The organism is Bradyrhizobium sp. B039 (genome assembly GCF_038965675.1).
Lineage (GTDB): Bacteria > Pseudomonadota > Alphaproteobacteria > Rhizobiales > Xanthobacteraceae > Bradyrhizobium > Bradyrhizobium diazoefficiens.
On sequence record NZ_CP152416.1, the window covers coordinates 976,925 to 989,255 of the forward strand.

Annotated in this window: 12 protein-coding genes; 9 read left to right on the forward strand and 3 right to left on the reverse strand. The window is 65.5% G+C overall.

Going from position 1 to position 12,331, the window contains the following annotated elements:
• Positions 1-73: 73 nt before the first annotated feature.
• The 7 genes from AAFG50_RS04550 (at position 74) to AAFG50_RS04580 (ending at position 7,748) form a co-directional block, all read left to right on the forward strand.
• Entirely contained in the window at positions 74-727 is a 654-nt protein-coding gene (locus tag AAFG50_RS04550; RefSeq protein ID WP_028175515.1) for a TetR/AcrR family transcriptional regulator, read from the forward strand.
• Between the two features lie 52 nt (positions 728-779).
• Positions 780-1,241 carry a MarR family winged helix-turn-helix transcriptional regulator gene (locus tag AAFG50_RS04555; protein ID WP_028175516.1) on the forward strand — a complete coding sequence of 154 codons (462 nt, stop codon included), beginning with the start codon at positions 780-782 and terminating at the stop codon, positions 1,239-1,241.
• A 12-nt stretch (positions 1,242-1,253) separates the two neighbouring features.
• Positions 1,254-2,024 carry an enoyl-CoA hydratase gene (locus AAFG50_RS04560; protein WP_028175517.1) on the forward strand — a complete coding sequence of 257 codons (771 nt, stop codon included), beginning with the start codon at positions 1,254-1,256 and terminating at the stop codon, positions 2,022-2,024.
• A 123-nt stretch (positions 2,025-2,147) separates the two neighbouring features.
• Positions 2,148-4,229 carry a methyl-accepting chemotaxis protein gene (locus tag AAFG50_RS04565; RefSeq protein ID WP_028175518.1) on the forward strand — a complete coding sequence of 694 codons (2,082 nt, stop codon included), beginning with the start codon at positions 2,148-2,150 and terminating at the stop codon, positions 4,227-4,229.
• Positions 4,230-4,353: 124 nt separating this feature from the next.
• Complete coding sequence (locus AAFG50_RS04570; RefSeq protein ID WP_028175519.1) at positions 4,354-5,295, forward strand: dihydrodipicolinate synthase family protein; 942 nt, start codon at positions 4,354-4,356, stop codon at positions 5,293-5,295.
• 375 nt (positions 5,296-5,670) lie between these two features.
• Positions 5,671-7,071, forward strand: coding sequence for a selenium-binding protein SBP56-related protein (locus tag AAFG50_RS04575; protein WP_028175520.1), 1,401 nt, complete (start codon positions 5,671-5,673; stop codon positions 7,069-7,071).
• A gap of 83 nt (positions 7,072-7,154) precedes the next feature.
• Positions 7,155-7,748, forward strand: a complete 594-nt coding sequence (locus tag AAFG50_RS04580) for a hypothetical protein (protein ID WP_074077602.1) — start codon at positions 7,155-7,157, stop codon at positions 7,746-7,748.
• A gap of 3 nt (positions 7,749-7,751) precedes the next feature.
• Here the strand turns inward: AAFG50_RS04580 and AAFG50_RS04585 are convergent, their stop codons facing one another.
• The 3 genes from AAFG50_RS04585 to AAFG50_RS04595 are packed head-to-tail and all read right to left on the reverse strand — an operon-like array spanning position 7,752 to position 10,318.
• The gene (locus AAFG50_RS04585; RefSeq protein ID WP_028175522.1) at positions 7,752-8,450 is read right to left on the reverse strand and encodes a DUF1045 domain-containing protein; all 699 of its coding nucleotides are present in this window, start codon (positions 8,448-8,450) and stop codon (positions 7,752-7,754) included.
• A gap of 18 nt (positions 8,451-8,468) precedes the next feature.
• A complete protein-coding gene (locus tag AAFG50_RS04590; protein WP_028175523.1) occupies positions 8,469-9,662 on the reverse strand; it encodes an alpha-D-ribose 1-methylphosphonate 5-triphosphate diphosphatase in 1,194 nt (397 codons plus the stop codon).
• A complete protein-coding gene (locus AAFG50_RS04595) occupies positions 9,659-10,318 on the reverse strand; it encodes a chloramphenicol acetyltransferase (RefSeq protein WP_028175524.1) in 660 nt (219 codons plus the stop codon). The genes AAFG50_RS04590 and AAFG50_RS04595 overlap by 4 nt, the downstream gene beginning before the upstream one ends.
• 173 nt (positions 10,319-10,491) lie before the next feature.
• Between AAFG50_RS04595 and phnC the strand changes: the two genes are divergently transcribed.
• Together phnC and phnD are read left to right on the forward strand one after the other, a co-directional pair.
• Complete coding sequence (phnC, locus tag AAFG50_RS04600; protein WP_011090670.1) at positions 10,492-11,301, forward strand: phosphonate ABC transporter ATP-binding protein; 810 nt, start codon at positions 10,492-10,494, stop codon at positions 11,299-11,301.
• 64 nt (positions 11,302-11,365) lie between these two features.
• Positions 11,366-12,301, forward strand: coding sequence for a phosphonate ABC transporter substrate-binding protein (gene phnD, locus AAFG50_RS04605; protein ID WP_028175525.1), 936 nt, complete (start codon positions 11,366-11,368; stop codon positions 12,299-12,301).
• Positions 12,302-12,331: the final 30 nt, after the last annotated feature.

The following is a 12,331-nucleotide window of genomic DNA, read 5'->3' on the forward strand; positions in this document are numbered from 1 at the left end:
AGGAAACTTGATAATTTCCAAAATGCGACTAGCTTTGGAATTGTCAATGGAATGACAGGCATCATTTAAAGACATGGCTCAGGCAAAATCGGAAAACGAATGCCGCCCCCGCGGGCGGCCGCAACTGCGCAGCGACGCGGAGACGAAGGGAATCGTTCTCGACGCCGCGCGGCAGGCCTTTGCCGGTGACGGCTATGCGGCGACCAGCACCGAGGAGCTGGCGCGCCGCGCCGGCATCTCCACCAAGACGCTCTATCGTCTGTTTCCCGGCAAGGCTGCTTTGTTCGAGGCGATGTGCGCCGACAGGCTCGAGCGGCTGCTCTCCGCGGTCGATCTCCAGGCGAGCGACGAGGTCGACATCGAAAAGGGCCTGCGCGCCGCGCTGCTGGCCTGCGCGGATCTTGCGCTCGATCCGGAAGTCGTGGCGTTGCAGCGCATGGTGCTGCAGGAATCGGCCGCATTCCCGGAGCTTGCAGCCCATTTCTACAAGAACGGCATCTCCCGCACCGTCACGGCGCTTGCCGGCTGGCTGCGTGCCCAGGTGAAGAAGAAGCGCATCGCGCTCGATGACGTCGAGGAGGCCGCCGGGATGCTGATCGGCATGGTCGCGTCGGCGCCGCAGCGTGCGGCGATCTATGGCGGGTTGGCGCTGCCGTCACGCAAGGACATCGAGCGGCGCGTCCAGACCTGCGCGGCGCTGTTTCTGGACGGCTGTCGCGCTGCCTAGTCCCGGCAGCCGCCCCTTTGACAATCCGGTCGGCCTCGGCTATCTATTTCGCATGCGAAATAAAGACGCCGCAGCGAGGCATCACCGGCTGATCTACCTGCTCAACGTCGCACAACGCCGGTTGCAGCGCTGGATGGCCGCGCAGCCCGAGAGCGAGGTGACGCCGGCGCAGGCGGGGCTGTTGTTCATCCTCGGCAGGCAGGACGGCGTCCTGATGGGAGAGGCAGGCGCGGCGCTGGATATGGGGCCGGCCGGGATTTCCGGCCTCGTCGACCGCACCGCAGCCGCAAGGCTGATCGAGCGGCGGCCCGATCGCGAGGACGGACGCGCCTGGCGCGTGTGGCTGACGCCGAAGGGGCGTACCGTGCTGGCGCATGCAAAAACCTCGGCGGCGGAGATCAACGCGGCGCTGACGGACGGATTTACCAGCGCCGAGATCGACATCGTCGCGCGCTGGCTGTCGAGCATTCAGGACAAGTTTCCAAGAGACCCTGCAAGAGATCCAGAGGAATAAGAGGAGAGCCCAATGACCGAGCACGTCCGGATCGAGAACAACGGTGGAATTCTCACGCTCACGCTGGCGCGCCCCGACAAGAAGAACGCGCTGACCGATGCGATGTACGGCAAGCTCGCCGATGCAATCGAGTCCGCCGAATTCGATCCGTCCGCTCGCGTGATCCTGATCCGCGGCGAGGGCGACATGTTCACCGCCGGCAACGACGTCGGCGAGTTCGCGGCCGTTGCGAGCGGAAAGTCGGAAGGCAGCCGCAACGTCATACGCTTCATCCAGTCGCTGGCGCGCTGCACGCGGCCGCTGGTTGCGGCCGTGCAGGGCCGCGCCGTCGGCGTCGGCACCACGATGCTGCTGCATTGCGATCTCGTCGTGCTCGCCGACAACGCCCAATTGTCCACGCCCTTCGTCAGCCTCGCGCTGGTGCCGGAAGCCGCCTCCAGCCTGCTGATGCCGGCACGCATCGGCTATGCCCGCGCCTACGAGATGTTTGCGCTGGGTGAGACGGTGCCGGCGAAGGCTGCGCTCGAATGGGGACTCGCCAACCGCGTTGTGCCGCTCGACAAGCTCGACGCCGAGACCCTCGCGCTGGCGCAGCGTCTCGCCCGCCAGCCGGCCGGCGCGCTCACCGCCACCAAGAAGCTGATGCGTAACGGCGAGGCGCTGGTCGCGCAGATGCAGGCGGAGGGCGAGCAGTTCGCGCAGCGCCTGCGCACCGCGGAGGCGCGTGAGGCGTTCACGGCGTTTGCCGAGCGCCGGGCGCCCGATTTTACGAAAGTCGCGTAAGGAGCGGCGGGCCGCCCGAACGGGTGCAGGCGGAGCCGGCTCAAATCGACTAAAACCTTAACGAAACATTGGCAGGTTGCGATGCAAGGTGGCCACTCGTTGAAGAGTAGGCCCCTTGACCTCATGGCAATGTTTAAGAAATCGGTAAGCTCGCTTCTTCTGACCTTGATGGCCCTGCTTGCGGCCGGCGCGCTGGCCAGCACGGCGATCCAGATGGTCGGGGCCTTCGGCCGTTACAGCGACAGTCTCGAAACCGCGCGGCTTGCCGCCGCCGACAAGACCATCTTCCACGGCGTGCTGTCGCTGCGCAACAATCGCGGCGACGCCCAGAGCGCACTGCTCGGCGAGGACGAGCCGCGCGCCAAGTTGGGAGCCGCCGAGAAGGCCGAGCAGGCCGGCTATGAATCCATCGCTTCGGCGCTCTCCACGATCGAATTCGACCGGCGCGACGAGCTCGCGAATACGCTGAAGCAGCGCTGGAACGAAGCCGCGCCGCAGTTCGAGTTGTTCTACGACGAAGCCAAGCGTCCGCGGGCCGAGCGCAAGATGGAGCGTACCAATGTCTGGTACGATGCCGTCACCAAGGTCATCGACACCGCGAACCTCGCCTCCACCGCGGTGTCAAACCGCGCCTGGATGAACGATCCCTACATCGCCCGCATGATTCAGGTTCGCCGCTTTGCCTGGCAGGTGCGCGACCGTTATGGGGTCCATTGTTCGTCGCTTCGCTCGAACGTCAACAGCAGCAAGCCGCTCGACGACGTTCAGAAGCGGTCGGTGGCGCAATGGGATGGCACGATCGCCTCTGGCTGGGCGGGGATGGCCGAGTTGCTGGCTGCGCCCGAGGTGACGGCGGAGCTGGTTACGGCAGCGTCGGACGCGAAGGCCAAGACCGATGGCGTCCTGAAGCAGATCGGAGAGCTCACCAGGAATTTTGACGGCAGCGGCAAGCCCGCGATGCCCGCCTCGGAATGGAATGCGCTGTGCCAGTCGCCGTTCGCGTCGATCGTCGCAGTCGCGAACAAGGCGCTGGACCAGTCGATCGCGCGCGCCGAGGCCGTTCAGGCCAAGGCCCTCACCAATCTCGTCGTGCAGTCGCTCGCCTTCCTTGTGGCGCTCGCGGTGACCTTGGCCGGCGTCTATGTGGTGCGTACGCGCCTCATGCGTCCAGTGCGCGCCATTCTGGATGCCATCGCCCGCATCGGCGCGCGAGATTATGCGACACCGGTTCCGCAATCCCGGTATCCCGACGAGTTCGGCACCATGGCGGCTGCGCTCGAGAGCCTGCGCGAGAGCGCCGCGACCGCGGAGCGTCTCGGTCAGGAACGCGAATCGCAGCAGGCGCTCCAGCTTGCCCGCTCCGGCACCGTCGATGCCGCCTGCCGCAGCTTCGACGACACCGTGCAGGCCGTCATCCACGGCGTTGCCGCGTCGGCGCGGGAGCTCGATGCGACGGCGACCGATGTGCGTACGCTGGTCTCGGAATCCAGCAGCCAGACCGCGGCGGTCGCCTCCTCTGCCGAGCAGGCCACCAACAACCTCGAGACCATCGCCGCCGCGACCGAGGAGCTCTCGGCCTCCGTCGGCGAGATTTCGGCGCAGGTGCAGTCGAGCGCGCGCGAGGCCCGCGAGGCCGTGTCGCAGGCCGAGCGGACCAACGCCACGGTCGAAATCCTCGACCAGACCGCAAGCCGCATCGGCGAGGTCGTGAAGATGATCAACGCCATTGCCGGCCAGACCAATTTGCTTGCGCTGAACGCCACCATCGAGGCCGCACGCGCGGGCGAGGCCGGCCGCGGCTTTGCCGTGGTCGCCGGCGAGGTCAAGAGTCTCGCCGCGCAGACCGCGACGGCCACCGAAGAGATCTCCCGCCAGGTCGAGGAGATCCAGGGCGCGACCGGTCAGGCGGTAACCGCCATCCGTTCCATCGGCGGCGCCATCAGCGGCATCGACGAGAAGATGACCGCGATTGCGGCCGCCGTCGAACAGCAGCGGGCGGCCACGACCGAGATCTCGCGCAACTTCCAGCAGGCCGCGCAAGGCACCCGTGAGGTGACCGACACCATCGGCAGCGTCGCCAAGCTCAATCAGGAAACCGGCAACGCCGGCACGGTGCTGTCGGAATCCGTGAAGAAGATGTCGGCAGACGCCGATCGCCTCCGCGTCGCGGTCGAAGGTTTCCTCGGCGCGGTGAAGACCGCTTAACTTTCACATCCCTGTTCCAACGGAACGCGGATCGGCATTGCCGCCGATCCGCGCCCCGAGTACATCTGTCGTGCCGCGCGAGTGCGGCGTTAGATGTGCAGGAATATCAGGGATGGAGAGTTCGATGCCGGTTACGCCCCACCACAAGGCCCAGCGCCCCTATCGCGGCGTGTTCCCGGTCGCGCCCACCATCTTCGACGAGCGCGGCGAGCTCGACCTCGAGGGCCAGCGCCGCTGCATCGATTTCATGATCGATGCAGGCTCGAATGGCCTCTGCATCCTCGCCAATTTCTCCGAGCAGTTCGTGCTCACCGACGCCGAGCGCGAAACCGTGATGCATGCGGTGCTGGAGCATGTCGCGGGCCGGGTTCCCGTCATCGTCACCACGACCCATTTCAGCTCGGCCGTCTGTGCGGCGCGCAGCAAGCAGGCCGAAGCGGCCGGTGCCGCCATGGTGATGGTCATGCCGCCCTATCACGGCGCGACGTTTCGCGTGCCGGAGAAGGGCATCGTCGAATTCTTCAAGGTGCTCTCCGGCGCGATCAATATTCCCATCATGATCCAGGACGCGCCGGTGGCCGGCACGCCGCTGTCGGTCGAGCTGCTCGCCCGGCTGTCGCGCGACTTCGCCAACATCCGCTATTTCAAGATCGAGGTGCCGGGCGCCGCCGCAAAGCTCCGCAGCCTGATCGAGGCGGGCGGCAAGGATATCGAAGGCCCGTGGGACGGCGAGGAGGCGATCACGCTGCTCGCCGATCTTGACGCCGGCGCCACCGGCGCCATGACCGGCGGCGGCTATCCCGACGGCATCCGCCAGATCATCGATCCCTATTTCGCCGGCAAGCGCGAGGAAGCGAAAGCCGCCTATGAGCGCTGGCTGCCGCTGATCAACTACGAGAACCGCCAATGCGGCCTGATCGCCTGCAAGGCCATGATGCAGGCCGGCGGCGTGATCAAATCGGACGCCGTGCGCCATCCGCTCCAGCCGCTGCATCCCGCGACGCGCGCGGGGCTGCTGGAGCTGGCGAAGGAGCGGGATGCCCTGGCGCTGCGGTGGGGGAAGTAGCGGCCAATTCCCCAGTCGTCGTCCCGGCGAAGGCCGGGACCCATACCGCGTGATCTATCGGTGAACGCAGGTGTTGGTACCGCGGGAAGACTTTTACTACTAGCCTTCGCCAAACCCCTCCCTGGGGGTATGGGTCCCGGCCTTCGCCGGGACGACACCGAGTGTGAGGGGCCCTGGCCTGATCCCGCCGGCTTCCATTTGGCGGAAGGCGTCGAATTGGCGCGGCTCGGGCCGTTTCCCGCAGCCCGGCGATGACATATTGTAGGCTCGCCAACGAAGCCCGCGGAGCAGCTCAAGACATCGCGCACCAGTTCTTCAATATGCCGCTGTCCCGAGCCAGGTTGGCGCGAACCGACAGAACAGGGAGGCAGTGCCATGACGATGAGGCCGGATCCCACCTTTCACGCATCGCCCAAGCTTGCGATGGAAGCACCTGCGGAGAACTTTGCCTATACGTTGCTGCTCAGTCCGGATTTCTCAAAGCCGGATGCTCTTGCGGTCATCGACGTCAACCCGGGATCGCCGACCTATGGCCAGATCGTCCACACCGTGACGATGCCCAACAAAGGCGACGAGTTTCATCACTTCGGCTGGAATGCCTGCTCTTCCGCCTTGTCGCCGCTCGCCGGACACGCCTTCATCGAGCGGCGCTATCTCATCATCCCCGGGCTGCGCTCGTCGCGGATCTACATCATCGATACCAAGCCCGATCCGACCAAAGCCAAGATCCACAAGATCATCGAACCAGAGGAAGTCTTCAAGAAGACCGGCTACTCGCGCCCGCACACCATCCATTGCGGGCCGGACGGCATCTATGTCAGCACGCTGGGCGGCGGCGGCAAGGACGGCACCAACGGACCTCCGGGCGTCTTCATCATGGATTGCGAGACGTTCGAGGTCCTTGGACGATGGGAGATCGACCGCGGCCCGCAAACGCTGCATTATGATTTCTGGTGGAATCTGCCGCGCGACTACATGGTGACGAGCGAATGGGCGTTGCCGCCGCAGTTCGAGAACGGGATCGTTCCGGAAGATCTGCTGTCGAACAAATATGGCCATCGTCTCCACTTCTGGGACCTTCGCGCCCGGCGCAATGTGCAAACCATCGACCTCGGCGCCAATCATCAGATGGCGCTGGAGGTGCGGCCCGCGCACGATCCGGTTCGCGAATACGGCTTCGTTGGCGTTGTGGTCGACACCACCAACCTCGAAGCATCGATCTGGACCTGGTGGCGCGAAGGCGGAAAATTCCATGCCGAGAAGACGGCGACGATCCCTCCCGAACCCGCGCCAAAGGAGAAGCTCCCGCCGCTGCTGCAGGGATTTGGCGCCGTGCCGCCGCTGGTGACCGACATCGACCTGTCGATGGATGACCGGTTCCTCTATGTCTCGTGCTGGGGCACGGGTGAAATGCGCCAGTACGATGTGAGTGATCCGCGAAAGCCGAAGCTTGCGGGCTCGGTCCACATCGGCGGCATCGCGCGCCGCACCCCCCATCCGAACGGCAAGGCATTTGCGGCCGGTCCGCAGATGGTCGAGATCAGCCGCGACGGCAGGCGCGTGTACTGGACCAATTCGCTCTATTCCACCTGGGACGATCAGTTCTATCCCGACGGGGTTCCGGGCGTGGAAGTCATGGCCAATGTCGGCGGCAACGGCGGCCTCGAGCTCGACAAGGACTATTTCGTGAGCTTCCCCGACGGATATCGTGCGCACCAGATCAGGCTCGAGGGCGGCGATTGTTCGACGGATTCCTTTTGCTACCCGTCGGTCTAGATGGGGCGCACGCGAGCCCGGCGCTTGGCTGGCTTTGGCTCGCTCTTGTTGCGAGCGGTCTCTACCACGGGGTCAACCCGGGAATGGGATGGCCGCTCGCTGTTTCGGCCGGGCTCATGGACAAGAACCCACGCGCGCTGTTCCGTGCGTTGTGGGCCCTGGCGGCCGGACATCTCCTGGCAACACTTTTCGTGCTGCTGCCATTCGCGTTCCTGCTCGTGCTGGCCGAGTGGCAGCGTTCGATCCAGATCAGTGCGAGCCTTCTCGTCATCGGCTTCGGTGTCTATCGGCTGATCGAGCGGCGCCATCCCCGCGCGCTGGCACGAATTCCGCCAACGCAATTGGCGCTCTGGTCATTCGCCGTTGCCATTGCCCACGGCGCGGCCTTGATGCTCGTGCCGATCTATCTCGGGCTCTGCCAGGCCCTCGAGCTCGATGCCGGCCATGAGGCGGCGGGCGCGCTGATGAAGGCAAGTCTCGGGATGGCGGTGTTGGTGTCCCTGGTGCACGTTGCCGCCATGGTCAGCGCCGGCGGATCTCTGGCGTGGCTGGTCTACCGCTATCTGGGATTGAAGTTCGTCTCGCGCAGCTGGTTCAATCTGGATGCAGTCTGGGCGACCAGCCTCGTTCTGGTTGGCGCGGTGGCGCTCGCCTTCAATCTTGCGAGCTGGCGCTGAGGTCTATCGCGCCAAAGCCCACTCGCCGATGATGCGGAAGCGCGCCTTGGTCTCGGCCTGCCTGAACAGGGCGAGGCGGTCGATCGCCAGCGTGTCGAGACGAAGCGACGCGAACCGCGTCCGCAACATCTCCAGGATCGGTCCGCGGCGCTCTGCATCCAGCCGCCCAGTCAGGGTCATGTGGAAGCGAAATTCTTCCATGACGTAGGGGTAACCCCAGCGGTCGAGATAATCGCGCTGCCGCTCGGTGAGTTTGTCGGGCTTCCGGCGTGCGCGGTCTTCCGCGGTGAGAGCGGCGCGGAAGGAATCGAACTCGCGCGCGCAATCGGCGGCGAGCTGCTGGAGCGCATCGACCGGCTCGGCCGGGATGACGGCGATGAAGCCGCTGATGGTGTCGACGATCGGGCGGATGGCCGGGATCGGCCGCGCCGTTTCGGCGAATGTCGCGCAGGCTGCCATAAGCTCCGCCTCGGTGCTGCCGGGCGTCAGCGCCATCGGCGCCTTCAGCGTGGCGTGGAAGCCGTATTTGCGGGGATCGGCAGAGACGTCACGCCAGTCCGGTGCAACGTGCAGCGCCTCGGGCGGAAACGGCACCTCGTCGCCGGTGTAGGCATCGTAGCCGAGCAGCTTGGCGCCGAAGCGGGTCAGCGCGCTGTCGGCGCCGGCGGCAAAATAGATCGCGTAGCGGGGAAAACCTGTCATCGCCTCAGCATAGCCAATTTATGCCGCGACGACAGCCTCGCGCGGCGCCGCCGCCGCGCTGAGCAGTCGCGTCGCATCGGTGAGATGCACGAGCTTTCCGCCCGATATCACCGCGACGAGCCGCGGCCGCAGCGGCACGGTGTCGTCGACGAGGAGGATGTCGGCGCGGCGTCCTTCGGCGAGGATGCCGCGGTCGGCAAGGCCGGTCGCGCGCGCAGGCTCCGCGGAGACCAGGCTCCAGGCCTCCGTCAGCGGCAACACGCCATCGGCGGCGAGGCGGAACGCGGCGAGCAGTTGCGCGGGATAGTAATAGTCCGACGCCAGCACCGAGCAGAGCCCCTTTGCGATCATGTCGGATGCCCGGGTCCAGCCGGTGTGGCTGCCGCCGCGCACGACGTTCGGCGCGCCGTACACGATGGCATCTCCGTGGCTCGCCGCCGCCCGCGCCGTCTCCTCGTTGATCGGAAACTCGGCGATGTCAGCGCCGAGCTCACGAAATTCCCGGCGCATCGCGGGTGTCGCATCGTCATGCGAGAGCATCCGCACGTCTGCCGCGCGGGCAGAAGCAGCGAGCCGCGACACGGAGGCCGGCACGTCGGCGGCGCGCGCGATCACGCGGTCGACCAGCCCGTCAAAATCCTCGCTGGACAAGCCAGTGCGCTCCACCATGCGGTCGCGCTTGCGCGGCTTGGCCATGTCGGCGACGGTGCCATCCATGTGGTCGTTGAAGGCGAACAGGTCGACGCGGCCCTCGGCGAGCCACTGGCTGATCTCGGCCTCGGCATCGAGATTGTAGGTCTCGTGCCGCAGATGGAAGCGGGTGTCGGCAGCGAATTGCGGACGCTGCCGCTCGATCGCCTCCATCAGGCCGCGCGCATTGTCGGCGCTGCGCAGGCCCGGTTCCCACGAGCAGGTCGTGGCGTGAAACACCGTGGTGATACCGTTGCTGATCGCCTGGCGGTCGCTGTCCGCGAGCGCGACGTCGATCGGGAAGTCCACGCCGGCGCGCGGCATCATCTGCCGCTCGAAGGCATCGCCATGCAGATCGACGATTCCCGGCAACACCAGCAGATTGCGCGCATCGATCGCGAGCCGAGCCCGGCCACGGGCGGCATCGACCCGTGCGATGTCCGTTCCGGCCACGCTGAGTGACGTCTCGACCAACTCGGTGCCGATCAGGGCCCGGCCGCCCTCAAGGAAAATGTCTGTCACGCGACCGCGCTTCGTTTGCTGGCAGGGGAGTGTGCCCGTGCTTCATACGTGGAGAGAAAATCTTCAATCCCGAGCCTGCGGAAATCGGGCAGGGCTTCACGCAATTTGTCGTGATCCCAGTCCCACCAGGCGAGCCGCGCAAGCCGTCCGGCGATCTCTTCCGAGAAGCGCCGCCTTACGATCCGCGCGGGATTGCCGGCGACGATGGTGTAGGCGGGCACGTCCTTGGTGACGATGGCGCCGGCCGCGATCACCGCGCCGGTGCCGATGTTGCGGCCGGGCAGCACGATCGCGCCATGGCCGATCCAGGCGTCGTGGCCGATATGGACGTGATGCTGGCGCCGCCAGTCGAAGAACTCCGTGTCGTCGCTCTCGCCGGGGAAGTAGGCGCTGGAACGATAGGTGAAGTGCGCCTGCGTCGCGCGATGCATCGGATGATTGCCGGGGTTGATACGCGTCATCGCCGCGATCGAGCAGAATTTCCCGATCGTGGTGTAGGTGATCTGCGAATCGTTCACGACATAGGAGTAATCGCCCATCGTCACTTCATGCAGGATCGTGCGCGCGCCGACCTCGGTATAGGCGCCGAGCCGGGTCTCGTGCAGCTTGGCCGAGGGATCGATGGTCGGTTGGACTGAAAGGGCTTTGCCGGCCATGTCGTATCCGAAGCGTGAGGGCGGGCGTTCCTCTTCGAGCGGCTCGATGACAATGTCATGACGCAGCGATGACAGGGGATGAGGTGTGTTGGATCGCCGCACCGCAACGTGCATGTCACACAAGTGTCAAGCGTCGGCGTTAGCGGTGGGTCCCAGCTACTCTGGAGCCCTGCATGCTGGTGGTTGAAGGTCTGACGTGCCGCTTTGGCGCAAAAGCCGCGGTGGACGACGCTTCGTTTCAAATTTCCCCCGGCGGATTCGTCGGCGTGATCGGACGATCCGGCGCCGGCAAGTCCACGCTGCTGCGGACCATCAACCGCCTGGTGACGCCGACGCAGGGCCGCATCCTGTTCGACGGCACCGACGTCACAGCGCTGCGCGGCAAGGAGCTGCGGCAGTGGCGGGCGCGCTCGGCGATGATCTTCCAGCAGTTCAACCTCGTCGGCCGGCTCGATGTTCTCACCAACGTCCTGATGGGGCGCCTCGCGACGATGCCGGCCTGGCGCTCGCTGTCGCAGACCTGGCCCGAACACGACAAGGCGCTGGCAATGTCCGCGCTCGAACAGTTCGATATCGCCGCGCTCGCCGCGCAGCGCGCCGACCAGCTCTCCGGCGGCCAGCAGCAGCGCGTCGCGATCGCCCGCGCGCTGGTGCAGCAGCCCGACATCATTCTCGCCGACGAGCCGATCGCTTCGCTCGACCCGCGCAACACCAAGATCGTGATGGATGCGCTGCTGCGCATCAACAAGCATTTCGGCATCACCGTGCTCTGCAACCTGCATTCGCTCGACTTGGCGCGCAGCTATTGCGACCGCCTGATCGGCATGGCGCAGGGCCGTGTGGTGTTCGACGGCGCACCGTCTGCGCTGACCGATCACGTCGCGCGCGAGCTCTACGATCTCGAAGCCACCGACGTCATGGGCGGCTCGCCCGTGCCGGCGCCCGAGGGCATTCCGGCGCTTGGAACGGCGGCCGCCGCCTGAGCCGCATCGCTTCTGTCGTTGCCAGTTTTTGCGTCAACCGACCCCAACCGATGAAGAGGGTATCATGATCACTCGCAGATTAGTTCTTGCCGGCGCCGCCGCGCTCGCATTCACGACTTCGGCCTCCGCCGACGACTGGAAAGCCAAATATCCCGAGCTGACCTTCGCGGTCATTCCCGCGGAAAACGCCTCGGGCGTGACCGAGCGCTGGGCGCCGTTCATGAGCTATCTCTCCAAGGAATTGGGCGTGAAGGTCACGCTGCGCATCGCCAATGACTACGCCGCCGTCATCGAAGGCCAGCGCGCCGGCAACATCCATATCGCCAGCTACGGCTCGGCCTCGTTCGCCCGCGCCCGCCTGACCGGCGTCAAGACCGACGCCTTTGCCAACGATATCAACGCCGACGGCTCGACCGGCTACTATTCGGTGTTCTTCGTCAAGGCGAGCAGCCCCTACAAGAGCATCGACCAGCTCAAGGGCAAGAATCTCGGCCTCGTCGACCCGAACTCGACGTCCGGCAACAACGTGCCACGCTTCGAGCTCGACAAGATGGGCATCGCGGACGCCGACACCTATTTCAGCAAGGTCGTCTTCACCGGCAGCCATGAGAATGCGATTCTGGCGCTGGCGCAGGGCACGGTCGATGTCGCGGCCAACCAGTGGACCAGCGACGACGATTCGACGCTGGCGCAGATGCTGACCAAGAGCATGCTGAAGAATGCCGACGGCTCGCCGATGAAGAAGGACGATTTCCGCATCATCCACAAGTCGGCGCCGATCATCAACGGCCCCTATGCCTACAACTCCGACCTGCCGGAAGAGGCGAAGGCGGCGATCGCGAAGGCGTTCTTCGACGCTCCGGCCAAGGACAAGGCGGCCTTCGATCGCCTCCAGGACGGCCAGAAGAAGGGTTTTCATCCCGCCACCACCAAGGATTGGGATGGCACGATCGAGCTGATCAAGTTCGTCGATGCACTGCGTAAGAAGAAGGCGTCCTGAGTTTCGGGACGAGCTACTCGAGCCGGGTCG